The following is a 23,804-nucleotide window of genomic DNA, read 5'->3' on the forward strand; positions in this document are numbered from 1 at the left end:
AAACAGGGGGAGAAGTTCAATCACTACCATGCGCTGTGGAGGCGTTTTTTTATGAACAAGTAATGACATTTGAATCTCATTTTCCACACAACGGGCCGCATACGTCGCAAGTCTCTCTTGAATAGCTCTCGAATGCCTTGATGAGCCCAATGGTCCCAATGGAAATCAAGTCTTCCGTATCTTCCCCTGTATTATCAAATTTCTTCACGATATGTGCAACCAAACGCAAGTTGTGTTCGATCAGTTTGCTCCTGGCCTTCTGGTCTCCCTCGGCCATCCTACTTAAGTATTCTTTCTCCTCATCCTCGGAGAGGGGCTGCGGAAACGCATCTTTGCGGGACTGGTAACATTCTAAATAAATTCCATAGTATCTTTAATTAAGTCTGATTATTTGTCATGCAGACGACCACCTTTCCCTTGACGTTTCCTTCACCAAGATGAAGAATAGCCTCTTCAACCTGATGTAACGAGTATCGTCTATCTATAATAGGTACAAGTTTACCAGCAACGAAAAGTTCCTTTAAAAAATTTTGGTCATTTTTATTAGGTTTATGAATAAGAATAGCCATTTTCTTACTTTCAGTTTTATAAATCATGGGTCCCAGTATCAACAGTTGCAAGATTCGAGACGTGGAGCCTCCTATCATAACATATCTTCCTTTAGGATTTAGTACCCGCTTGTAGTCGAAAATAGAACGAGTTCCTACAACATCGAGAATCAAATCATAGAACTGTCCTTTTTGTGCGAAATCTTCTTCAGTGTAATCAATAACATGGTCTGCACCAATGGACTTAAGAGTATCTAATTTTTTCTTACTGTCCACACAAGTTACTTCAGCTCCATATAATTTGGCAATTTGCAATGCAAATGTTCCAACGCCTCCACCCGCACCATTAATTAAGACGTTTTTAGCTTCATGAATCTGTCCTATATCACGAAGCCCCTGTAGAGCTAGAACTCCCGCTTGTGGTATCGCAGCAGCCTCCTCAAATGTCATTCTGGCTGGCTTCAACGTAAATGCCTCTGCATTCACACTTACATATTCCGCAAACCCACCCCAACCACACCAGGATATGTCTCCGAATACCTCATCCCCTACAGAGATATGATTGACTTCTCTACCAATTGCTTCAACCCTTCCTGCTATATCCGCACCCAGGATTTTGTATTTTGGTTTTAGAAGACCCCCAAGGCGATTCAGGAATGGTTTACCTCTAAGGAGGTCCCAGTCCCAGGAATTTACAGAAGCTGCATGAATCTTTACCAATACTTCATTTTGTTTTAGAGTAGGTATTTCTATCTCTTTTAGGTTAAGAACGTTAGTCGTTCCATATTTATTGTATACCATAGCTTTCATAATGGGTTCTCCTTCACATTTGAGTTTTGATAAAAATTCATTCTGTACTTGCCTTTACATTGCATATTTTAACGAAGTTATAAAGGATATTTATTTTTAGAAGATTACCTTTATGGATGGCTCTAATATATATGTGGAATATTATATATTTCTTCCTTATTTTGTTAATTACTTCTTAAACTAACCTGCCCCTTTAGTTCGCATTAGAAAAAGCCGCCTTTAAGACAGCTCTGATCTTCAGCTAACGCACCCATTAGCACAATAAGTACTTATAAGTTTATTTCAATAATCGATTGTTTCACAAACGAAATTGTTTATTATCTTTTTCTTCTTTTAGCCTGAGCTTTTTTCTTTTTGTCATTGTCACTGAAAACAATCCCCTTTAACCTTTTTGGAAACTGAGGAATACTTACTTGATTTTATCAAGGATACACTTGATAATATTTCTTCATTAACCTGACAGTCTCTTGAAGAAGAGAAATGTTCGCCGTAGCGATCTTTTTGTGCTCACGTTCCCTTTCGTTGAACAAGAACTAACCCGTTTTATAAAAAAATTTTAGTTAAATTTTTAATTACAAGGTAACCCCAAGTAGAAAAGGCGGAATATTTTTACCATTCTTACTGTTAACTAAAAAAACTAATCAAAGGCAATCATCTTATCATAATGATTTGCTAAAAGTTTAAATATAATGAACCATGACCTTATTTTAAAAGAAAAGAGGTTATGGGATGAAGTGTAAAATACATCGGTGTAATTGCCGAAAGATCTGGTCTGTTCAGAATCGGAAAAAGAAGATAATAGCTAAATCGATTTTGCTTAACGGCAATTGGATGACAGAAGTAAAACCTGATCGAAGATTAGATCCAAAAGGATTTGTCATTACAAACTACACTCAGGACATTATCACAGATCCCCCGATGGAATTACTAATGCAATTTAAAAAAGTAACAAAGTTAATTTATAATAAAAAAACCGTTGAGTTTAATATTAAATCTGGTAAATTTTTATGGTTTGCCGAAGATGGAAGCTGTTATTTGTTAAATAGGATGTATGAGATGTAGCCGGGCAAGCCCTGCTGCATTTTTCATTTGTTAATATCAATTAACCTGCTTTAGTAACCTGCCCCTGAGTAAAACAGCATCATAAAAATGCGGCCAAACGATATTCAACTAACGCACCCGTTAGGAAAAAGTTTACATTCTAAAGCAAAGTTAATATTTCCCTGTACAAACTTTAATTTATTATTTGTAAAATCGCTAATTAGCTTCCAATGATTACGGGTTTGTCCCCCATTCAACAATAGGTCTGTCTAGCTTAGAATCAAGTGTCCAGTCCCTAAAATGCTGCCTAGTTAGTGTAGTATGACATGCCAGGTTGTCGGATGAAGAAACATCCAAGGGATTTAAGAATCTCATATTTATAGAAAAACTGTTATCTACGAACAAAAAGCAAAACATTTGAACTTTCAAAATCGATGCGAAACCCATTTCTTAAAAGACAACTTTCAGCATGTACTACGTCGTTACCTATTTTTAAAAACTCCCTACATTTGCCGGCACTGCCGATGATTGAAAAATTAACGATTCTAAATCGTCTGGACCTTGGACTTCTGTCGAACACAATAAGAACTAAATCCTTTGAGGTGCGAGACAATAGGTTTCCTCCTTAGCGTATTTATGGTTGATACTCTTATAGGATGCAGTAAGAGACAAGAACGTAAGGGGCAAATATGGATTTTTAACAATTTTTTTCGAAGTACTCTCCAATTGGATGGACACCTGAGACCTTTAATGATTGTCATACCATTACTTTTAAGCCAACATAATATAGAATCAGCTACTATCATAAGTGGATAAATTTTCTAACCTAATGATTTCTCGACCTCTTAATAAATGGGAAGTGAAAAAACGTCTTCACTTCTATAAAATGGAGTGAATTCCTTTTATGTTCGCTATGCTTCATAACCTTCTGGGGAATAAGAAGCTACATTTGCTGCATGCTTTTTAAGTTACTAAAATAATCCAAAACTGAATTGAAGTATATACCTTGTAGTTATAACTACAACGCAAGTGATTTTTTATTTTAAAGATAGCATGGTATGTTTAACAGTCAAAAACAGGTCAAAAAGCTATCAAAACAAGGAACGGAAAGTCTTTATTGGTATTAAAACAAATCATTTTCCTTCCAGTATTTAATAACATTGTGAAAAAAAGGACTTAAAGCAACCTGCCCCTTTAGCTCAATAAGAAATGCTGCCTGAGATGGCAGCTAAGATCTTAAAGGAATTCACCAGTTATCTTAATAAAAATTAGAGTCTAATTTTAGGATTCTTATGTATTTCTTTGTTGTTCGCAAAGTTTTGTAAACCGGTATCAGCTGCATACCAGACAGGAAAAAGCAGGCATGCTCTGTGTCCAAGAAAATACCTACTGATTTTTAATTCCTAGTAAAATACGGTCTGGCAAGCTTTGAATACTCTTATTTAAAATGGATAGTATAAAAAATGGAACAGGCAAAGGTGAATCTGAGAAAGTAATATTGGATGGACTTTGAATTTAAAAAAAGCAGTTTTTAGAGAGGAATATGAATGATGGCAAACAACTTATATCAAAGGGAAAATTTACGTCATCTTGCTAAGCTGGGCGAATTAGCTCCTGCACAACAGCAAGCTTACGAAAATTTTAGTAGAACCGTAATGCAAGAAGGCGCTCTTACAAAAAAGGATAAAGAAATTATTGCTGTTGCTGTGGCGCACGCAACTGAGTGTCCTTATTGTATTGATGTGCATACCCGTAATGCCAAAACATCGGGTGCATCCCTCGAAGAATTGGTAGAAGCAGTGTTTGTAACAGCTGCACTTGAAGCCGGAGGAGCAGTTACTCATAGCACTCATATGCAAAATGCCCTTGATCAAGATGAAAATGATACCCTCTATCGCCGATCCAATCTTAAAAAGTTAGCCAATTTGAAACAATTAATCCCTAATGGTTTTAGTGCGTATTCCCGTTTCAGCACTGAAGCAACCAAAGAAGGAAAATTAAATGCAAAGTTAAAAGAATTAATAGCAGTTTCGATAGCACATACCACAGAATGCCCGTACTGCATTGACGTTCATACAAAATCTGCCCAACGAGCAGGATCAACAAAAGAAGAGCTATCAGAAGCTATTTTAGTTGCAGCTGCACTGTTGGCAGGTGGTGCTTATGCCCATATGGCCAACATGATTGAAAGCTACGGGGAATAATTAGAATCACTCAATAAAAAAGAGGCATTTATAATCTTTAACAAACTGGCACTTCTAAGTTTAAAGTTACCAGTGTATGACCACTTTTTGATAACAAATACCGAAACCTATTATGACCCTGAATCCACCAACAAAATTACGGACTAGAAGAAAAACGTTCCTATTCCTTTCGCGTTTAATAGGGAATAAAAAGACAAGGAAAGGCAAAGGAAAGCAGACGCGCGTCTGCTTTTTTTATGTCTCTTTTTGTATTTCACCCTTTTGCGCTACGTTTCAGCTGGCTATAACTCTTTCACTTTTTATACGAATCTATTTCCTTCGTCAGGTTGAAATAGTGGTTTCAAGTCGATCATGATAACCCTAACTCATCTGAATTTTGTTTAACACTCACAACTAAATCTATCTATCAGGATTATTTTCGGAAAATTTGAATAATATATGTTGACTAATAGAGTACCGTTCTAATAAACTTAAATTAACTTTAAATTCGGAAGCGCTACCATAAAAATAAGTTTATGCAGGTTTTTAAATTTTCATTTTCTCATCTATACTTTATTGCTTTTAGAATACATCCAATCGTATAAAGTTACACAAAATTATAATAGGAGGTTTTAATTATGGGAAAGACTTATCCTAAATTCCGTGCTGCAGCTGTTCAAGCAGCCCCTGTATTTCTTGATTTAGATGCTACTGTTGAGAAAACATGTAAATTGATAGAAGAAGCTGCAAATAATGGAGCGAATCTAGTAGCTTTCCCTGAATCTTTTATTCCTGGTTACCCATGGTGGATCTGGTTAGGTGATCCCAGCGCATATGGTGCTCCATTTTATGCAGAATTATATAAAAACGCAGTTGAGATTCCAAGCAAAGCGGTAAGAAAGATTAGTGAAGCTGCTAAAAGTACTGAAACTTACGTTTGTGTTTCCGTAACTGAACTTGACGGAGGATCTCTCTATCTCACCCAACTTTGGTTCGATCCGAATGGAAATTTGATGGGGAAACATCGCAAGCTGAAGCCAACAAGCGCTGAACGGTATATATGGGGCGAAGGTGATGGGAGCATGATGAAGGTTTTCAAAACAGAAATTGGAAATTTAGGTGGGCTACAATGCTGGGAACATATGATTCCATTAAATATTGCTGCAATGAATTCTTTAAATGAACAGGTTCATGTAGGCTCATGGCCAGCTTTTAGCTGCAACATAGGAACCCTTTTTACAGAAGGACCAAATGTCACAGCAAGTAAATATTACTCTGTATCGGCGGGGTGCTTTACGTTAATGTCTACACAAATTATTACACAAGAAATGATTGATAAACTCTGTCAAAATGATTATCAAAGACAAATGATCCAGCAAGGTGGTGGATGTACACAAATCATCTCACCTGAGAGTACGGTAATCAGTAATATTGTTCCGAAAAATGAAGAGGGTTTTGCATATGCAGATATTGACCTTGAAATGATCGTTTATTGCAAATACGCAGTAGACCCGGCAGGTCATTATTCTGTTCCTGGTATACTAAGTCTTGATTTTAATCAAAACTATCAGCCAGCCGTTAGAAAATCTGGACAAAATTTAGATTTAAGTATTTCGTACAATACCTTGCAGAAATCAGAAAGTACTGTATTAAATAAGTAGAAGAAGATTGGTTAGGAATAGTTAGATATCCGTCGACAACCCTCTCTCAATAATTTCATTTTGAGAGGGGTCTTATTTTTTATAATATAGATATTTATCATTAAAAATCAACGGATAAAATGCTAACAATCATAATGCACTGGTAATAACATTTAATACCTTCAACGTTGACAGCAAGGAGTGATTTCTCAATTCCTTCAAGCAGATTAGCTGCTCTTACTCCTTTATCCGTGATGATCAATACTCTGGTAGCTCCTAATTCTTTAATCATTTCACCGGTTTTATTGTATAGTCCATTTCCGCATTCCAATCGTGTCGGCAAAAAGTATTTATATGGAAATAAAGAAATGACTTTTACCGTCCTTTCTGTTCTCGAAATTTAATAAAGCCGATTTTCCCCATATCGTAGGAAGAACCGACTCTCTTATCCATCTTATAGGTTTACAACAATTCTGTTATTTTCAACCTCTACATCGTAAACCTTTACTTTATATTTATTGGGGTCAACAAGTGACTGACCTGTCTTAACGTTGAATTCCCATCCGTGCCAAGGACACACCAAGATTTCTCCATCCATTCCATAAATATATTCATGTGGTTTTGACGCCAATGTTGTTCCTGTAAATGTACCTTTACACAACTCCGCTTGTTCATGGGGACATACATTACGAATAGCAAAATAATTCTCACCATCGTAGTAAATACCTATGCTTCGCCCTTCTATATTTAATATTTTGCAATCTCCAACTTCTATCTCTCCAACTTCAGCAGCATTGTATTTCCTCATCTAGAGACACCCTCTTTTTCAACATGACTATGGTTAAGTTCGTACAGTTCCGCTGCGTTTTCATAAGCTATACGTCGACGTAATTCACCTGGTAGCTTATTGAGCACAAATGTCGGACTATCATTGTCCCAATGGGGGTAATCTGTAGCGAACAAGACGGTTTTTTCAGCTCTCATCATGCTGAGCATTTGTATAAGTTCATGATTATCAGGCTCTTCAATCGGTTGTGTAGTGAAACGACAATGTTCAATAATATATTCACTCGGTTTTTTCTTTAACCATGGGACTTCATTCCTCATACCCCGAAAATTCTTATCCATTCTCCACATCAAATGAGGGACCCATGCTAAACCTCCTTCTATAAAAATCACTTTTAATGTTGGAAATGTTTCAAATACACCTTCACAAACGATACTGTTCAATTGTGACATGTGGTGGATCGCCAAAATATTGTGTCGTTCAAAATTGGTCGTTGGTTGGCCAACTGCTGAAATTGGAGGATTAATGCCGTCCCCTTCACCGCCACCATGAATAGCGACAACCAAATTATTACGTACAGCCGCTTCATAAATCGGGTAAAATCTTCGTTGTCCAAAAGGTTCTCGAGATCCGACAGGCAGAAGTACCTGAACCACTTTAGGATGGGAACCAAGACGATCAATCTCACGCGCTGCCAAGACAGGATCCTGCGTCGCTACTAGAATAGAAGCTAAAAATCGATCATCTGTTGGTATCCAATGATCAAGTGTATAGTCATTGAAAGCTGAGGCAATTGCCGCAGCATAATCCGGATTATTATGTGCTGAAACGGTGAGGAGACTACCTGTTAGAACAGCCTTTGAAATATTATACCGATTTAGTGCATCTTCTATAGCGTATTGTGGATCTGAGCCTGGTGGTAGACCCTTACCAGGTGATGCATCCCTTCGTGATAATGGAATAGGTTTAAAGATAGTGATGGGTAATGTTGCTTCCGGGGCACATAATCTAGGCCACCATACCCTGGGAAGATAAGGTTTTAAATCTTCAAAGCTTTTTAATGTTTGATGAAAGTCGCAATCGATAATACTTGATGATTTCGATTTTGTAGGGGCTAAATCCATACAAACCACCCTTTTATTTAAATTTGTGATGTATTTCAATCCTATAAAACTAATTTTAAATATTATCCGACAGTTTTTGAACTACCTGAATCTAATTTTGATCCCGCTAATTTTACTCCTCGGTGCCCTTTCCACAATGGGATGACTGCGATTGCCGTTAAAATGAGCCAGATGTCTAGCAAATAAAAACCAATGTTAAATGAGTTGGTTTTATCCACAATCATTCCAAACAATGCGGGTCCAAAGCTTCCAACGATGTAAGTTAAACCATTAAAGACTCCGAAAGAGATTCCCGCTACATTATGCGGCACCATTTCCTGAATAACTGCATACATAGGCCCTAACGTGAATGCCAATAATCCCACAGCCAATGAAATTAACAGGACTGACATACCAACGTAGCTTGTAAGTATACCCATATATGAGAGAGCTGCCGCCAGCACATATCCGATTGACCAAAGGAGGGCTCTAATCCGAACTTTCCTGTCACCGATCAATCCACCAAGTATCGTTAAGATGGTCGCCGCTATCCACGGTAGGACTGCTATTAAGCTGGCTAATTCAAAACCTAGGTGACGCTGTTCTTTAAGATAGGATGGCATAAAAGTACCAATGCCCCAGAATCCTACAGTGTACCCACAATATGCAAACACACAAAGCCAATACCTGTAGTTTTTAAAGACTACACCGGCTTGCTTCCAAAACCCGTCCTCCTGGATAAATTGCTTTGCCACAATCTGTCCAGAACGGATATACAGAAGCTCATTTTGAGTGATGTAGGGATCCTGTTCAGGAGTGTCTCTAGTCCAGAACCACATAAGGGGAAGAGCAATAAATAAACCAATCGCCCCCAGGACATAGAAACTCATTCTCCATCCGAACGTAGAGATGATCCATGCTATCACTGGATAAGAAAAGACCGGAGCCAGATATAACCCTGCCAACCATGCAGAGTTGGCTCGCGCTCGCTCTTTATCCGGAAACCATTTGGCAACAATCATATTGCAGGCAGGTGTCATAATAGATTCACCAATACCAAGAAGGATTCGAAGAACAATTAAAAAGATATAATTACTCGTTGAACCCATTAATACCATTAAGACCGTCCAAATTACGATAGATATTGAAACAGCTTTGCGACCACCTATTTTATCGCCCAATGGCCCTGTCGCAAAATTAGCAAGCCCATACGGAAATAAAAACGCGGTCAATAATAATCCCTGTGAAGCTTTATTTCCGTCAATGCCAAAAGTCTGATTGAAATCTTGATTTGCAATAAGCACAGCCACGTTCGTACGGTCAAAATACGCGACAAAAAATGCAAAGGAGATTGCAATTGCCACTCTGAATCTGATTTTTGTCGGAAATAGTATAGGTACGTTCCTATTAACTTCCATCACTATCCTCCCTTAAGTCCCTACACCCCTGTTTGAAGTGTGGGGTAGATATTAAGCGCTATACAAATCCCTATAAGTGATCTTTAGGCTTATCAGTATATCAACTCTTTCATTTCAATATTGTTTTCTTTACAATAATCCTGATACAGTTTAAGCTTCCTAAACACATCATCCTGATAGGTAATCTTATCTTCATCATCTAAGTATTGTACGGTCCCCTCGAGTATAAAGAGAGTAATCATTTCTTCTACGCCATCTACAACCAAAGTATGGATATCACCCGGTGGTTCATAAACAAATGTACCCGGCTTCGCTACCCATTCTCTTTCCAGATACCGCCATTCTCCCTGAATGGTATATGCCAGTACTTGTCCACCCGTATGACGGTGACGGTTGACTTGACCTCCTGGTTTAACTTTAAGTAGGTTAATCCATCGGCCTGTGGCAATATCAAAGCGAACTGGTTTAAACCACGCACGTTCTGTCTGGGGAATCCAGGGGATTTCGTTTAAATCAATCGCCCTATCATTTAATTGAATTAATTCGGTAAATTGATCAAGTGTTTGTTCCATCGGTCTTTCCTCCTACAGTTATTTTGTCTTTTTCATAAGAACTCATTGGCGGAAACAAGACTGGATCTCCAGCCAACAAACCACCATCCACCGGAAGATCAACTCCTGTAATAAAACTTGCATCCTGTGAACAGAGGAAATCAATTACTGAAGCCACTTCATCAGGGGTGCCAAATCGTCGTTGAGGTGTTCGTGATAATATCCGTTCACGAAATACACTATCTTTAGTTGCCCCGGAGGATAATGGTGTCTCTATATAGCCTGGGCTAACTGCATTGACTCTGATGTTGTATTCTGCCCAATCTACGGCAAGGCATTTAGTGACTTGTACCACACCTCCTTTGGAAGCAGCATAAGACAATAAGTTTTTACTTCCATAATGGGCTAGCATGGAACCGAAGTTCACAATAGCTCCGCCACCTGCTTCAATCATAAATGGCTGAACAGCCTGACACATGAAAACGGTTCCAATTAAATTGGTATCTATAACAGCACCTATTTCATCTTCACTTACATGGATGGATGGACTTCGACGGATAATTCCCGCCGCGTTAACCAAATAATCAATGCGTCCAAAATCTTTTGCAACATCTGATGCAACCTTCTTAGCTGTCTCTTGGTCAGTAACATCTGCCTCATAAAAACGAACTGTTTTTCCCTGTTCTAAAAAAGAGGCCTCCAAACACTTCCCATTTTGCGCTGAAATATCTACTACTGCCACAGGAAATCCCTTATGGGCAAACCTCTCTGTCACGGCCTTTCCTAAACCAGAAGAGCCTCCTGTTACCATAATCACTGGTCTCTCATTCATTTCTTTACCTCACAATCAAAATAAAAAATTTAATGTAAGCGGTTTCAAATAAGTTATCTTTCAACTTATCGTTCATTGACCACATGAACACATACTAGAAGACTGTAAAAACGATTACATTTACTGCTTCTTAGTCCCTAATAATCACATCCTTTACAATAATCTAATATCTAATATATTAGTTATTATATCATTTTAGACTATTCTGTCAATTATGTTATTTTCAAAATAATAATTTTTTATTTGCTCATTTCTTGATATATTAGAGATTACCAATAATTTTATGATCTATAATGTTGAAAGGATACCTACTATGGAGTTTGATAACAGTAACTTACATGATCGTGTTTATATATATCTTCGTGATAAAATTCTTTATTCTCAACTTAAGCCCGGTTCAAGGATTGATTATCATCAAATTACCGATGAACTAAAGGTAAGTAGAACACCTGTGCGCGATGCATTAAACCGTCTTCAACAAGATGGATTGGTAGAAGTTAAACCTCGATCGGGATCCTATGTTAGTACACCTCAAGTTAAAGATATTGTTGATATCTACGACTTAAGAAAAGCACTAGAGCGCCAGGCGGTTGAGCTAGCTGCATTAAACATCTCTAAAGATACTTTAACCTCATTGCTTGAAGAGGCAAATCAAGTAGAGTCTGACATCAAACGTGGAGAAACTACTTCATTTTTTCAAGCGGATAGAAATCTTCACCGGACGATAATTCGGCATTCTAACAATCAAAGATTAATTTCAATCATGGATAATTTAGAGATGCAAATTAAATGGTTTGGAATTATTATGACCAGAAATTTGGACAGACCATTACAAGCAAACGAAATGCATAAAAAAATACTACATGCGCTTCTTCATTCGAAAATAAATAAAGCGCAGATATTAATGGAAGAGCACATAGAAGAGATTAAGCAATCTATTCTCGGTGATTATTCATAATGATCTTTAACAGCCATGTGATGATTAAAGTCGTTAGTCATCATATCGCCCCCTTTACGTTGAAGTTTCTAAAAAGATATATCTAAATACATCATACAGACCTAAATCGACAAAGAACCATTTTCCTTTACTGTTCTTTTTCTTAAAGCTATGATTAGAAGAAAAAAATAAGTATAAAACTACCAGGCGTGCCTTAAAGTCCAGACTGAGAAAAAAACGGATGTTTTTTAACCCTTCGGACATGATCTGGATCGTCCTGCGTAGGAAAGTAGTGGGTTAGATTGATTTTCCTAACTACAAAGCCAGGTCCATACTAGAGTAACCTAATTAAATGAGACAAAGGAAAAAACACCCCCATGGTCGTAAATACAATTTTCGACAAAGTGGAGGTGTTTTTCTTATGGTGAGAAAAAAGAAGGTCTATTCAGAAAAGCTAAAAGAGAAGTGATTCGTCTAAAATTAACACATGTATTATTATAATTACAATCGACCATTTACAAAATTAAACTGCCATACTCCTGTAGAATTCAGGAGCATGGCAGCCTAGGTGTTTTTTTCTGTCCCAATTAGCTAGGTCAGTTCATATTCATTTTGTTTTTATTTCAATTTTTCAACTTTGGATAAAACATTATTTAGTTCGTCAGCTGCGTTAGTTAAGGTCTTTGCATCCAGAGGCTTGGATTTTGCACCTGCTTCAATGGTGTGCAGCGGTGTTTCTACTTTTTCATAAAGATCGGCGTCTTTTTCTTTAACACCGTCTTCGAATGTTTCCCAGGATTTCTCTAACTGTTCTCCAGATTCTTTCACTTTATCTGCGTCGTTCGCTTTTAACTGAGATTTAAGATCCGTCAGTGTTTGTTTCATTTCTTTGGATCCTTCAGCGATTGTTGATTCTTTCGCTTTACCTGATCCGTTATCTTTTGTTCCACAAGCTGATAATGTAAGAGAAGCTGCTAGTACGATAGGTACGATGTATTTTTTAGTTTGCATTTCGAAGTTCCCCCTGATGTTTTTTGAGTTCAACTTTTAATTTGATATCCTTTTTTCTATTCATAATGGCTGCCACGATGGCGACCAAAATAAGAAATGCCTGTGGAATCATGCTTTCAATTGTGGGATAGAACGCAAAAAAATCAATCGTTGTCAAAGAATTCACTTGTGTCACTGGAAATAACCCAGCAAGTTGAAGTCCGTGAATCCCCATCCCTGTGAATTTGAAGCAAAGGTAAAACATGAGAACACTGGATACTAAGAAGAACGGCCGCATCGGAATTCTTAACCCTAGCTTAAGTATGAAATAAGAAAGGATCACAAGTACCAAAACCCCAATACCTATACCAGTTAATAAGGAAGGTAGCTTGATTGAATTCGCCATACCTATGAAAAACAATACCGTTTCTGTTCCTTCACGGAAAACGGCAAGGAAAGACAAGGCCGCTAGTGAAAATAAACTTCCAGTATTCAGTGCATTTGTACTTTTTGTGCGAATGTATCGCTGCCATTCCGCTAGACTGGATTTACTGTGAAGCCAATAACTCATGTATAGCAACATCGCAGCCGCAAAAACACCTGTCCAGCCTGCAATCAAGAAATTGTTGCTTCCAAATGCTCCTGCCGAAAAGAGGAGATTCACAATGACACCCAGGATAATGCTGACGCCAATTCCTGAACCTACTCCCATCCAGATCCATTGTTTTTTGTCTTCGTGTCCTGCTTTTTTCAAGAAACCAAGCAGCGCTACTACTACAAGCAAAGCCTCAAGTCCTTCACGAAGCAGAATCGTTGTCGCATCCATCATGTTATAGCTTGTTTTCATGGCTATGGGAGCCAGGTAATCCCGCATCTCTTGAATGGTTTTTTTAGCCCCGTCTATATTGTTTGATGATAACTGGGCATAAGAAGTAACCATATCCCGTTCAGCGTTGCTATAAACTTTTGAAGATTGGGTAAGTACAGCACCTTCTGCATTTAACCAAGACTTTCTAAACTTCTCGATGTCAGCTTTGGCCCCTTGAACATCATTTTGATCGATATTTTTCAAGGAGTGGTCCAGTAAGGAAACAAGGCCTGCCACGTCTCCTTCTTTACCTGAACTGCTTTTTTCATCATTAGACGTTTTAGGATATTTCCCGTCAATGAACTTTTGGTTCGTTTGCTTTAATTGTTCCAGGCCAGCGGTTACATTTTTTTTATTTACAGGCTTTTGAGCAAGAGCAAACTGAACTTGTCCCATCGCATCCTCAATATCATGATAAGCAGTAGTCGATTGTTCCTTAATTCCATCCTCAATGGACAACCAAGTACTTGAAAACGTTTTAAATTTACTAGAGGTGCTATTCATATCACCTTTTTGGGATGATTGTAAAGCTTGTGTAACGAGCTTGTTCGCTTCGGTCATGTCATCAGCTGCATTCCCCTTAGCAAAGCTATGTATAGGTAATATCAAGACTCCCATTAGAAGTATTGTAAGAATGGATTGAACCTTACGTTTCATCATTTCTCCCCCAACTCTAAAATTAACCAATTTATTTGCAGGTAATGAAAATCATTATCATTTGTTCCATTACAAAGTATAATACCTATGAGAATCATTGTCAATTGCCCTTTTGTAAAGATCCTAAAAGACAATGAGAAGTCCAAACAATGCACCATTCCTCACCAAATTGAGAAATCATACCTTTTTTAAGTTAAGAGGACTTTTTCAGTGCCCTCCGTCGGTTTGGGGGGATTTTTTTATTTACTTAAGTTATACAGACAATTAAAAAATCCGTAACATTTTCTTTATAATGGACTGTTAGTCTTACGCTGTACAACAAAGAAGGGAGCAACCCAATGAAAATTTGGAAAACTATCATAGGAATAATTACCATTGCATCGGTCGCGTTTCCTGTCACCCAGGCACATGCTCTAACCAGTATGGACAAGCAAGACGGTGGGATCGGAAATACCACCCATTATATGGAAAAAAATCCTGACATTGCAGCTGATCCAAAAGTTAAAAATATTATTTATCCGTTAATGGCAACACCTGCAATTAAGAAAAAGGGCTCTGCATTAACCATCCAGGTCGATACGAAAGGAAAAGACCCTTCCGGATGGAATGTAAAGCTAAATGAAAACTCGAATTCCAAGGTGGAAGGTGAATATTCACTTCCTGTAACAAAGGCAGAAAAAGGTTCTTCGTATTGGAAGAACAGCAGCTCCATTTACAACGTTACCGTCTCTATTCCTAATGATGTCACAGAAAAGCTTTACGACCTGGATGTGTCATATACGGCTGACGGAGCTCAAGTAAAAGATGAAGAACCTAACTCGGTCAAGGTCGTTAATGACTTTAAAAAAGATTTCCGTTTTATTCATTTAACGGATATCCACGTAGGATCTCCAAGGAATATACAAGATCCTGCCAATGCAACTGAAGCTGGAATGTGGAACCCTGATGAATCAAAACGCTGGCTTTATTTGCAAAAAACCATCAAAGAGGTAAATTTATTAAAGCCTGATTTTGTGGTTTTGACAGGTGATTTAATGTTCGGCCAAATGAATCCTAAAGAATATATCTATGAATATGAAGAGACATACCGCATGTTAAAGAAGTTTGACGTGCCCGTCTATATTATCCCGGGTAACCATGATTTTTACGCCCAGGACGCGACTTTGACAGACGGAGCAAAATATTGGGGAGAATACTTCGGTCCAGAATATTATTCCTTTAATTACGGTCCCTATTGCCATATGGTTGGAGCTAATTCCATGGATTGGGACAAATTTGACAGGCAAGGACATGGGAGCCTTTCTGTTCCGACTTGGGGCGGTCAAATTCGACAAGCACAAATGAATTGGATCAAGAAAGATTTGGAGCAAAATGATCAGACAGCTAATGCCAATCAGGTAAAGGGTTTGTTTTCCCACAATAATCCAGTCAAACGCGACAGGGAAATATGGCCGTCATCTGACCCTGATGTTCAGGAATACTGGAAGGAGTATGACGCACAACACAATCCGCAAAATCTCAGCACATTGCTCAAAGCAGAGGAACTTGGACAAAAGTATGATCAGCTTTGGCATGGTGAAGGGGCTCAGGAATTAGTTGATGTTATGAAGCAGCATGGCGTGAGTTTTTCACTTCACGGCCATACACATACTGATAATATAACCCAACAGAATGGAATTCTATATACCACTACCGCCTCCATTGAATTGTCTGCAACACCATGGGAAGGCTATCGTACATTCCAGAAAGACCCTGATAGTAAAAACTTTAATTCCTACATTTATGAAGGAACTGACCGCTCAATTCCAGTTTATGAGAATGGTAATTCAGCTGCAGGAACGGTTTCTTTCGAGGCAAACTTAGCGCAACCCAATGACGGTACACAGGGAGCACAGACTGCTACCGTGACGAATCGTCTGAAAAAAGAGGTCACTATCACTGTTCCTTTATATATGAAACCAGGAACCTATAAAGCAACAGACGGAGAAATCACCGAAAATAAATTATATGGAACAAAGCAATGGATGGAATTAAAAGTGACGGTGCCAGCTAACTCCACAAAAGAAATAAAAATCCAGCCATAAAAAGTGTTAAACAGAAAATCAAAAACGGATTAAAAAGATATGCGAGATTATCGAGGCGACTGAAAAACTTGCGTTTTTTAAGAAGAAAATAACTGGCTACATAAAAAAGACGACTCACATTCAATTATCGAATCGAGAGTCGTCTTTTTCTAACCGTTTTTCAGTTTAATTTACTTATTTTTCATCGGTTAGTTTCAAAATTCTCTTTACGAGTAACTCCATGCAAATTAGACCCGAAGATGACGCCACATCCTACCCTGTCTGTGTTTTAACTGGCTTGCTTCCCACGGGATGAGTTTTCTTTGTTCGTCCTCCCTATCTTCGGGTAGCTTTCCATTGAGTATACTGTTTCTTAAGACAAGTACCACACGGTCGGTATCCCGCAAAAATTGCTGTCCTTTCATCTGCAAAAAATACACGATGCTCTACATACCCGCCCTGTCTAATCGCACGAAGTGCAGAGGGGCAATCGAATCGGCCATATATCTTGCTGCGACCATTGCCAGCTAATGTACCGGGATTGATACTCTGGTAAAAGCGTCCATCTTCTCCTAGGAGAGTGTATTGTTTTTTGTCGTGTGGTTCCTCTTTCCTAAAATTACCGCTAATGCTCATTTTCTACACCTCCTTTTCTTATCTCGCCACCTAACAAGCCAAGAGATGTCTTTACAATACACATATTCTTCATTTCAGATTCAAAAAAAACCTCTTATTTTTTTCCAATGTTAATAAAATGATTCATGTTATCTCCTAATCTTCTTACCATTATTTGGTACTTTTTCTTTTTTCCATTTTAAAACTCCTTTGGATTTTAAAACCTTTTTGTTAAAAAAATCGTAATAATGATACCTTATCTTGAATATTTGACATATAAATGACATCCTTTCCTCAAAAAAACCGGTAAGCAAACTTCACTATAGGAATGTTATTCTTCGTTATTAAACCAAGGACCTGAAGCTCGAATTACATTCCAAAGTTTTTCTGGAAGCTCAAGCTCGCTTACTTTTGAAGAGTTAATTGCTGTCTCAATTTCAGATTCTTTTCCATTCTGAATCTTTTCTACCCAGTCTGGATACATGATTCAACCATGACCAACTGCTGCTAGGGATAGACCTTTATCTAAGGAAGATGCAACGTCATCCGGAGTTGCCATAGAACCAGCAGCCATTACAGGAACTCTGCCGTTTACATGTTCAACAATTAATTCAAGATATGTTTTTTTATCGAAGAAAGAGCATCAGCTAATGAAACTTGTACATAATCAACATCCACTTCGATAAGACAATTAATTAATTCGGTTGTATAACTATTTATTTTCTAAAGAAAAAGAAATACAATGCTAATAAATATATACAAATGTATACCCAAGAACCCATTATCAAGAAAAAATTAAAACATCCTTTATTTTTTCTATTTAGTATTACATTTAAAATAGCCACTATTACCACTAAAATATATAAAGGGGCTACCACTAATTTTGAGATAAGTTCTGGAAAGGGCATTTCCATTAATTTGTCATCCACATTATCTCCCCCTAACTTAAGTTTATATTAGCATAATTATCTAACTCCCTTTTCAACTAAACTGCCCCGTTAGTGCCATAAGAAAAAGGCTGCCGCAGCAACCCATGTTATTGAACTAAGCCCTGTTAGTTGTGAGCAAATGCATAAACACTAAAACAAATAAAGGCAAATATAAATAACAATGTTTTGGTAACCTGATATGGAAACAGTCTCAAAAAGTTCAACTATCCTGCCCCTATAGTTGCATAAAGAAAAAGCTGTCTTTAAGACAGCTCGATCTTCAGCTAACGCACCTGTTCAAGAAGGATTATTTAGTTTTTTTTATGATAGAATAAATCGCTTGCTCAGCTCCAAATCTTATAATGGTCCGTTCTAATTCCATACCTAATCTTTCTAAAAGCTTACAAGAGGTCTTATTTGCAGTTTGAGTTTCAGCTACTACTTTTTTAAGACTTAGCTCGTTTAAAGCATAATTAATTATGCATTGGACTACTTCTGTTGCATAACCTTTTCCCCACCAATTCGGTAATAATTGATATGAAATTTCAAGGTAAATGCCTTCTTGATGGAGGTCAAGAGAAACTAAACCAATAAAAATATCTGTGTGTTTTTCTCTAACAACCCAATAAAAGGAATGATCACTTGAATTAAGCATTTCGTCTAATAATACTTTTATTGAATCTTCCTGACGGATGCCACCGAGGAATTTTCTTACTTCTGGATTTACAAATACTTTTTTCACATCAACAAAATCTGTCTTTTTGAAGGTATTAATAAAACATCTTTCTGTTTCAAACAACTAATTTCATCCCCTTAACCTTTATTTAAGCCCATTTTATACTTTTATAACCTCATTTGTAGTTTTCCTTTATTAAACTAAACTGCCCCGTTAGCACAATAAAAAAACGGGATCACCGCAGCCATCCCATTTTTAACATAAGCTACCCGATAGTGTAAGTACCATTCAAAAACTCATTAATTGTTGAGTGTACAATTGGCATTACCTTAGAGCTTCCAGGCTTCTTTTAATAACTTAATTCCTGTATTGATTTCATTTTCCGTTAATCCTCCAAATCCAAGCAAAATTCTAGAACCTATGCTTCCTGTTTCTCCGCTATAATATATCGATAATGGATAAACCTACACCAACATTCATTGCAGCATTAATTAACCCATCTTCTTATCCCTTTACGTACTTAGTACAACAACAATAAAAAATGACCTTCAAGTTAGCATCCAATTTAACCTCCTGAAATTCTTTTTATCTGGGTGTATATCTAAAAAGATTTTATCGAAAAATAAACAAAGGAGGTGTAAGAAATGCATATTTTAAGAATTGTCATGAAGTTTATTGCAGCTGCTGTTGTTCTGGGCATTATCGATGCGTTGGGCTACGATTTGGGTGCTTCTGATATCCTAGGGATTTCAGCGGTATTAGCTATTGTTAGTTATGTAGTGGGTGACTTATTTTTATTACGGGTTACCAATAACACAGTGGCAACTATTGCTGATTTTGCCTTAGCGTTTGTAATTCTCTACCTAATGATCGATAATATGACCATTGAGGATGACGTGTTATCCGCTTCACTTATTGGCTCGATAGCAATCACAGCTTTTGAAATCTTCTTCCATCGCTTATTAGGAAGAGAACCTGGCAAACAGGCTTCCAATCAGCAACAAACCATGCAAACAGGAAGGCCACAATTTCAAACAGAAGCGTCTTCTGAATTAACTCCTGTTAAACGGGATGTAAGAAGTGCTCAACAGGACAAGTCTCAGGAGAACCAAGATAAACAATAATAGTCAAAAAAAGCGTACATTCCAAAGAATGTACGCTTTTTTATATTATACCAATTATTCCGCTGATGGATTTTCGACGGCAATTTGATATGCGTTAAAGACTGCCGGGTTCGTAATTCCCACCGAAACCTATTACGATACATATCAATTTTTACCCATTTCTTGGCAGCTAAGATCTTAAAGGAATTCACCAGTTATCTTAATAAAAATTAGAGCCTAATTTTAGGATTCTTATGTATTTAGGATATAAATACAGTTATAGTAATGACATTAGATTCTCATTTTCCACACAACGGGCCGCATACGTCGCAAGCTTCGTACCTTTCCCTCTCGAATAGCTCTCGATCGCCTTGATCAGTCCGATGGTCCCGATGGAAATCAGGTCTTCCGTATCTTCCCCTTTATTCTCAAATTTCTTGAGAGTGGATGGTCCATATTGGATGTACGCAATATCGGTAACCCACTTCTGATTGGGAGCACTGGCCATAAAATCATCTCCAAAAAGTTGGGGCTACGACAACGGTTTCTCCTTGGGATTTCCACTTTCTTTTTGGCTGCACGCATGGAAGGAATATTACTAGTTTATACAGCAGAATAAGTCGAAGGTTTCCATTAATAGTGTCGTTTTTTATCGAGAAGTTATTATTTCCAGAGGTTGGTTGTTAAATTAAAATGGAAGTGTTAGATAAATTTTTTAGGAGGTTATTCTATTGAAGAAAAGAAAAATGGGAATGGCTATCGTAACCAGTAGTATATTAGCACTCTCTCTAACATCTTTTAATCCGCAAACTTCTGCAGCCCCTCTATCTAAAAACTACCTCATCGCTTACAATCAGTCATCATTACCTAAAACCTATCAAACAGACATTAAGAATGCCGGAGGAGTGGTGATAAATGCCATTCCAGAAATCGGCGGATTAGAAGTTCGCTCATCGAATCCTAATTTTCTCAGCAATTTAAAATCTAATTCTAGTATTATTGCGGCAAATGTGGAAATGCACTATAAACTTGATGACGAACAACCGGCAGGGGCTGATGGCCAGCCTGTAACACTTCAGCCTGATAAGAATGGTACATACTGGTCCTCACAGTGGGATATTAGTCATTTAACTAATGATGGAAAATCGTACAAAATTGAGTCAGGCGGTACGGAAGCAAATGGAATGGTCACTCATAAGGCCATTGTCGGAGTGATTGACACAGGTATTGACGCAAACCATCCCGATCTTAAAGCAAACTATGTTGGAGGGGAAAGTTTCGTTCCTAAAGGTGGCTATAGTGGGGATGATCCATCGGAAACGGGTAACCCCAATGATGTACTTGATCGTGAAGGTCATGGTACACACGTAGCCGGTTCCATTGCGGCCAACGGAAAAATAAAGGGTGTCGGCCCGGATCTGGGAATCAGGGCATACCGTATATTTGACAGCTCTGGAAGCGCCCCAACTGCACCAATTGTTGAAGCAGTTATTCAAAGTGCAAAAGATAAAGTCGACGTTGTGAATATGTCCCTTGGCGGCTATGATAATTTAAAATATGAGTTCAATGGCTCGAAATATAGTGACATTGCAGATGTTCTCCTTTGGAAACGGGCGGTCAAATATGCATTGAATCATAATGTAACTATTGTGGCCGCTGCCGGTAATGAGTCGTTAAACTATGCTGACAAAAAATCACTTACCGACTATTTGAATGCTAATTATGGTGATACTAACCTTGTTTTTAAAGGCGTCACCATTGAAGTACCAGGAGGATCCCCTGGCGTTATTACGGTATCTTCCTCAAATGAATGGTCGAAAAATCAACTCGCATTTTATTCTAACTATGGAAATAGCTTTATTACTGTAGCGGCACCTGGCGGAGACAACGGTCCTAAATATGCTGGAACGGGAGATTTAAACGATCGTGACTTTACTTACCGTTCGTTGTCCACTTGGCCAACTTATTTAGAGCCATATTTTACGACAATTGATCCTGAGCATCCAGGATACGCATACCTCCACGGAACTTCCATGGCTTCACCAAAGGTTGCCGGTATTGCTGGAGTCATCAAAGCTGCACATCCGGACTACAAACCAGCTCAGGTGGAGGCGCTTATTGAAAAGACCTCATTAGATTATGGCAAACCAGGTCATGATCAATACTTTGGTGCCGGTGAAGCAAATGCATATACGTCTTTAACGGGTAAGTAAGATAACAAAGGCCCGTCTAAAAAACTTAAAAAAGGAATGATTTCTCATCTTAGTGAGAAATCATTCCTTTTTTCTGTATAATGGTCGTATCAAAATCATGTGGGAGGTTGCGATGATCCAAAAACAACAATCCATGACGTTTAGTCCTTTTATGGAGATCTATGTGTAGTGGTTCCTAAAGATAATAGGTTAAGAAAAGTTAATGAGCTGATCGATTCCTCTTTTCTATAAGACGAACTTATAGATAAATATTGCTTAGATAACAGTCGAAACGCCATCGACCCTATTCCTCGTTTAAACTTCATAGTAGGGCTTCCTTCTAGAAGGTGTTTGGGATATATATCTTACTGAGGAGCCTATTTTTATCAAAGATGAAAATTAGCGAGCCTAAAACATGGTGTAACAACAAAACTTCTGCCATCATTTTTTCCCCTGCACCTTGCTTATTCACTTAAGACAGCTCCGATCTTCAGCTACCGCACCGGTTACCTGAATAAGGATTTACTCTTCCAGTTAAGTTATCAAGAAAATTCTTAATTTAAAGGGATATGTTTCTGGTATATACAATATAAGTTTGTACTCATCCTTAGAGCTTTTTTCTTTTTTTCTTTTTATTGAGTTTTCTTTTTAACTTTGGCTTTATCCAGAAAAGAAAGCGGTCATAATCTTTTTTTTGCAAGATGACTATCCAAATAAAAGCGAATAGTTCCCACAGCACTCTACAAACAAGAAATGCAAGGGTAATGTATGCCACCCAAGTTAATATAAATTCTATGGGGTCACCATTCATTACACCCCTCCTTTGTTTTTACCCGGTTCCAATATTCCCTTTTATATGTTTCTATGTTCTAAATAAACTTTTTATCTCTAGTTTTCTAAGCTCATACTTCAACTAACCTGCCCCTATAGTTCCATAAGAAAAAGCCGCCTTTAAGACAGCTCCGATCTTCAGCTAACGCACCCGTTAGTTGAAGAACCATTTTTTCCGTGGTACCGGGTAATATTCGCCGGCGACAAGTTCTGAAGGTACGGCTCCTTCAATTCGTAAAAGGTCGTCTGAATTTAAATTCAGGTCAACTGCGCCGAGTGAAACATGAAGTTGTGACTGCTTTCTTGCGCCGATCAATGGGATAACATCCTCACCCTTGGATAAAACCCACGCGACAGCAATCTGCGCAATGGTTGCCTGCTTTTCTTCAGCAATTCCACGCAATGCCTCTACAAGGGCTAAATTTTTTTCAATATTTTCGTTGGTAAACCGTGGACCATTACTGCGTTTGTCATTCAAACCTAGAACCCGATCTTTTGACCATGTACCGCTCAATAAACCTCTTGAGAGAACACCATAAGCCGAAAGCGAAATGCCTAATTCCCGTAGAGTTGGCAAGATATTTAATTCGATGCTCCTATTAAATAGTGAGTATTCCATTTGCAGCCAACTAATAGGATGTACAGTGTGCGCGCGACGAATTGTATCCACTCCTACTTCAGAAAGACCAATGTAACGCACATATCCCTTCTTTACCATATCGGCAATTGCACCAACCGTTTCTTCAATTGGAACGCTTGGATCGATGCAGGCTGTGCCAGGTTGATAAAGATCGATGTATTCAACACCTAGGCGCAGTAGGGTATCCTCAAGGAAATTCTTTACTGTATTAGGGTGGTTATCACTCTTTGGATGACTCTTGCCCTGAGAGTGTAGCTTGCCATCGAATTTTACTGAAATAAACACATTTTCCCGTTGGATTCCTTGGAATGCTTCACGTAGAAGTAATTCATTGTGTCCATCGCCATAGAAATCCCCTGTATCAAAGAGTGTAATGCCTTCCTCAAGTGC

At 38.0% G+C, this 23,804-nt stretch carries 20 protein-coding genes and 2 pseudogenes; 6 read left to right on the forward strand and 16 right to left on the reverse strand.

The features are described from left to right. Nucleotides 1-42 precede the first annotated feature (42 nt). Together AS030_RS10380 and AS030_RS10385 are read right to left on the reverse strand one after the other, a co-directional pair. Nucleotides 43-361 (reverse strand): annotated as a pseudogene (locus AS030_RS10380) (sigma-70 family RNA polymerase sigma factor); the annotation flags it as partial. Nucleotides 362-377: 16 nt separating this feature from the next. Continuing rightward, the gene (locus AS030_RS10385; RefSeq protein ID WP_061971308.1) at nucleotides 378-1,358 is read right to left on the reverse strand and encodes an NAD(P)-dependent alcohol dehydrogenase; all 981 of its coding nucleotides are present in this window, start codon (nucleotides 1,356-1,358) and stop codon (nucleotides 378-380) included. Nucleotides 1,359-3,946: 2,588 nt separating this feature from the next. On the opposite strand from AS030_RS10385, the gene AS030_RS10395 reads away from it, so the two are divergent. Both AS030_RS10395 and AS030_RS10400 read left to right on the forward strand, forming a co-directional pair. Next, nucleotides 3,947-4,603, forward strand: coding sequence for a carboxymuconolactone decarboxylase family protein (locus AS030_RS10395; protein ID WP_240482250.1), 657 nt, complete (start codon nucleotides 3,947-3,949; stop codon nucleotides 4,601-4,603). A gap of 617 nt (nucleotides 4,604-5,220) precedes the next feature. After that, entirely contained in the window at nucleotides 5,221-6,243 is a 1,023-nt protein-coding gene (locus AS030_RS10400; RefSeq protein ID WP_061971314.1) for a carbon-nitrogen hydrolase family protein, read from the forward strand. 433 nt (nucleotides 6,244-6,676) lie between these two features. Here the strand turns inward: AS030_RS10400 and AS030_RS10405 are convergent, their stop codons facing one another. The 5 genes from AS030_RS10405 to AS030_RS10425 form a co-directional block, all read right to left on the reverse strand. Then, entirely contained in the window at nucleotides 6,677-7,030 is a 354-nt protein-coding gene (locus AS030_RS10405; RefSeq protein ID WP_061971317.1) for a Rieske (2Fe-2S) protein, read from the reverse strand. Next, complete coding sequence (locus AS030_RS10410; protein ID WP_061971319.1) at nucleotides 7,027-8,133, reverse strand: amidohydrolase family protein; 1,107 nt, start codon at nucleotides 8,131-8,133, stop codon at nucleotides 7,027-7,029. Before AS030_RS10410 ends, AS030_RS10405 begins: the two co-directional genes overlap by 4 nt. Nucleotides 8,134-8,195: 62 nt before the next feature. Then, nucleotides 8,196-9,530: an MFS transporter gene (locus tag AS030_RS10415; RefSeq protein WP_061971322.1), complete on the reverse strand. Its 1,335-nt coding sequence runs from the start codon at nucleotides 9,528-9,530 to the stop codon at nucleotides 8,196-8,198. 92 nt (nucleotides 9,531-9,622) lie between these two features. Continuing rightward, nucleotides 9,623-10,102 carry a 2,4'-dihydroxyacetophenone dioxygenase family protein gene (locus AS030_RS10420; RefSeq protein ID WP_061971325.1) on the reverse strand — a complete coding sequence of 160 codons (480 nt, stop codon included), beginning with the start codon at nucleotides 10,100-10,102 and terminating at the stop codon, nucleotides 9,623-9,625. Then, nucleotides 10,086-10,913, reverse strand: a complete 828-nt coding sequence (locus AS030_RS10425) for an SDR family NAD(P)-dependent oxidoreductase (protein ID WP_061971328.1) — start codon at nucleotides 10,911-10,913, stop codon at nucleotides 10,086-10,088. Before AS030_RS10425 ends, AS030_RS10420 begins: the two co-directional genes overlap by 17 nt. 313 nt (nucleotides 10,914-11,226) lie before the next feature. Between AS030_RS10425 and AS030_RS10430 the strand changes: the two genes are divergently transcribed. Continuing rightward, entirely contained in the window at nucleotides 11,227-11,871 is a 645-nt protein-coding gene (locus AS030_RS10430) for a GntR family transcriptional regulator (protein WP_141687049.1), read from the forward strand. A gap of 597 nt (nucleotides 11,872-12,468) precedes the next feature. Here the strand turns inward: AS030_RS10430 and AS030_RS10435 are convergent. Both AS030_RS10435 and AS030_RS10440 read right to left on the reverse strand, forming a co-directional pair. Further along, on the reverse strand, nucleotides 12,469-12,861 hold the full coding sequence (locus tag AS030_RS10435) for a hypothetical protein (RefSeq protein ID WP_061971333.1): 393 nt from the start codon (nucleotides 12,859-12,861) through the stop codon (nucleotides 12,469-12,471). Further along, nucleotides 12,851-14,368, reverse strand: coding sequence for an FTR1 family iron permease (locus tag AS030_RS10440; protein ID WP_420889641.1), 1,518 nt, complete (start codon nucleotides 14,366-14,368; stop codon nucleotides 12,851-12,853). The genes AS030_RS10435 and AS030_RS10440 overlap by 11 nt, the downstream gene beginning before the upstream one ends. Before the next feature lie 461 nt (nucleotides 14,369-14,829). On the opposite strand from AS030_RS10440, the gene AS030_RS10445 reads away from it, so the two are divergent. Next, on the forward strand, nucleotides 14,830-16,449 hold the full coding sequence (locus AS030_RS10445) for a metallophosphoesterase family protein (RefSeq protein ID WP_162264546.1): 1,620 nt from the start codon (nucleotides 14,830-14,832) through the stop codon (nucleotides 16,447-16,449). A 315-nt stretch (nucleotides 16,450-16,764) separates the two neighbouring features. On the opposite strand, the gene AS030_RS24910 is transcribed toward AS030_RS10445, so the two are convergent. From AS030_RS24910 to AS030_RS10460, 4 genes are all read right to left on the reverse strand, one after another. Then, nucleotides 16,765-17,064 (reverse strand): Ada metal-binding domain-containing protein, encoded by a 300-nt coding sequence (locus AS030_RS24910; protein WP_061971341.1) that lies wholly within the window; start codon nucleotides 17,062-17,064, stop codon nucleotides 16,765-16,767. Nucleotides 17,065-17,374: 310 nt separating this feature from the next. Next, nucleotides 17,375-17,527 carry a hypothetical protein gene (locus AS030_RS24275; RefSeq protein WP_240482251.1) on the reverse strand — a complete coding sequence of 51 codons (153 nt, stop codon included), beginning with the start codon at nucleotides 17,525-17,527 and terminating at the stop codon, nucleotides 17,375-17,377. Between the two features lie 232 nt (nucleotides 17,528-17,759). Beyond that, nucleotides 17,760-17,972, reverse strand: a complete 213-nt coding sequence (locus AS030_RS10455) for a hypothetical protein (RefSeq protein WP_061971344.1) — start codon at nucleotides 17,970-17,972, stop codon at nucleotides 17,760-17,762. 307 nt (nucleotides 17,973-18,279) lie between these two features. Next, on the reverse strand, nucleotides 18,280-18,771 hold the full coding sequence (locus AS030_RS10460) for a GNAT family N-acetyltransferase (RefSeq protein WP_061971346.1): 492 nt from the start codon (nucleotides 18,769-18,771) through the stop codon (nucleotides 18,280-18,282). 521 nt (nucleotides 18,772-19,292) lie between these two features. Here AS030_RS10460 and AS030_RS10465 point away from each other — a divergent pair. Then, nucleotides 19,293-19,772 (forward strand): YndM family protein, encoded by a 480-nt coding sequence (locus AS030_RS10465; protein WP_061971349.1) that lies wholly within the window; start codon nucleotides 19,293-19,295, stop codon nucleotides 19,770-19,772. A 262-nt stretch (nucleotides 19,773-20,034) separates the two neighbouring features. On the opposite strand, the pseudogene AS030_RS10470 reads toward AS030_RS10465, so the two are convergent. Beyond that, a pseudogene (locus AS030_RS10470) lies at nucleotides 20,035-20,193 on the reverse strand (sigma factor); the annotation flags it as partial. Nucleotides 20,194-20,482: 289 nt separating this feature from the next. Here AS030_RS10470 and AS030_RS10475 point away from each other — a divergent pair. Next, nucleotides 20,483-21,964, forward strand: coding sequence for a S8 family peptidase (locus AS030_RS10475; RefSeq protein WP_240482253.1), 1,482 nt, complete (start codon nucleotides 20,483-20,485; stop codon nucleotides 21,962-21,964). A 586-nt stretch (nucleotides 21,965-22,550) separates the two neighbouring features. On the opposite strand, the gene AS030_RS10480 is transcribed toward AS030_RS10475, so the two are convergent. Together AS030_RS10480 and AS030_RS10485 are read right to left on the reverse strand one after the other, a co-directional pair. Continuing rightward, a complete protein-coding gene (locus tag AS030_RS10480; RefSeq protein ID WP_061971355.1) occupies nucleotides 22,551-22,754 on the reverse strand; it encodes a hypothetical protein in 204 nt (67 codons plus the stop codon). Nucleotides 22,755-22,928: 174 nt separating this feature from the next. After that, nucleotides 22,929-23,804 (reverse strand): aldo/keto reductase (locus tag AS030_RS10485; RefSeq protein ID WP_061971357.1); only part of this gene is annotated, 876 nt, incomplete at its 5' end.

Source organism: Fictibacillus enclensis (genome assembly GCF_001457035.1).
In the GTDB taxonomy this organism is placed as follows: domain Bacteria; phylum Bacillota; class Bacilli; order Bacillales; family Fictibacillaceae; genus Fictibacillus_C; species Fictibacillus_C enclensis.

Bases quoted from the DNA above. Each gene is read 5' to 3' on its own strand.
- AS030_RS10385 (WP_061971308.1), bottom strand. From the start codon at position 1,358: ATGAAAGCTATGGTATACAATAAATATGGAACGACTAACGTTCTTAAC.
- AS030_RS10395 (WP_240482250.1), top strand. From the start codon at position 3,947: ATGATGGCAAACAACTTATATCAAAGGGAAAATTTACGTCATCTTGCT.
- AS030_RS10400 (WP_061971314.1), top strand. From the start codon at position 5,221: ATGGGAAAGACTTATCCTAAATTCCGTGCTGCAGCTGTTCAAGCAGCC.
- AS030_RS10405 (WP_061971317.1), bottom strand. From the start codon at position 7,030: ATGAGGAAATACAATGCTGCTGAAGTTGGAGAGATAGAAGTTGGAGAT.
- AS030_RS10410 (WP_061971319.1), bottom strand. From the start codon at position 8,133: ATGGATTTAGCCCCTACAAAATCGAAATCATCAAGTATTATCGATTGC.
- AS030_RS10415 (WP_061971322.1), bottom strand. From the start codon at position 9,530: ATGGAAGTTAATAGGAACGTACCTATACTATTTCCGACAAAAATCAGA.
- AS030_RS10420 (WP_061971325.1), bottom strand. From the start codon at position 10,102: ATGGAACAAACACTTGATCAATTTACCGAATTAATTCAATTAAATGAT.
- AS030_RS10425 (WP_061971328.1), bottom strand. From the start codon at position 10,913: ATGAATGAGAGACCAGTGATTATGGTAACAGGAGGCTCTTCTGGTTTA.
- AS030_RS10430 (WP_141687049.1), top strand. From the start codon at position 11,227: ATGGAGTTTGATAACAGTAACTTACATGATCGTGTTTATATATATCTT.
- AS030_RS10435 (WP_061971333.1), bottom strand. From the start codon at position 12,861: ATGCAAACTAAAAAATACATCGTACCTATCGTACTAGCAGCTTCTCTT.
- AS030_RS10440 (WP_420889641.1), bottom strand. From the start codon at position 14,368: ATGATGAAACGTAAGGTTCAATCCATTCTTACAATACTTCTAATGGGA.
- AS030_RS10445 (WP_162264546.1), top strand. From the start codon at position 14,830: ATGGAAAAAAATCCTGACATTGCAGCTGATCCAAAAGTTAAAAATATT.
- AS030_RS24910 (WP_061971341.1), bottom strand. From the start codon at position 17,064: ATGAGCATTAGCGGTAATTTTAGGAAAGAGGAACCACACGACAAAAAA.
- AS030_RS24275 (WP_240482251.1), bottom strand. From the start codon at position 17,527: ATGTATCCAGACTGGGTAGAAAAGATTCAGAATGGAAAAGAATCTGAA.
- AS030_RS10465 (WP_061971349.1), top strand. From the start codon at position 19,293: ATGCATATTTTAAGAATTGTCATGAAGTTTATTGCAGCTGCTGTTGTT.
- AS030_RS10480 (WP_061971355.1), bottom strand. From the start codon at position 22,754: ATGAATGGTGACCCCATAGAATTTATATTAACTTGGGTGGCATACATT.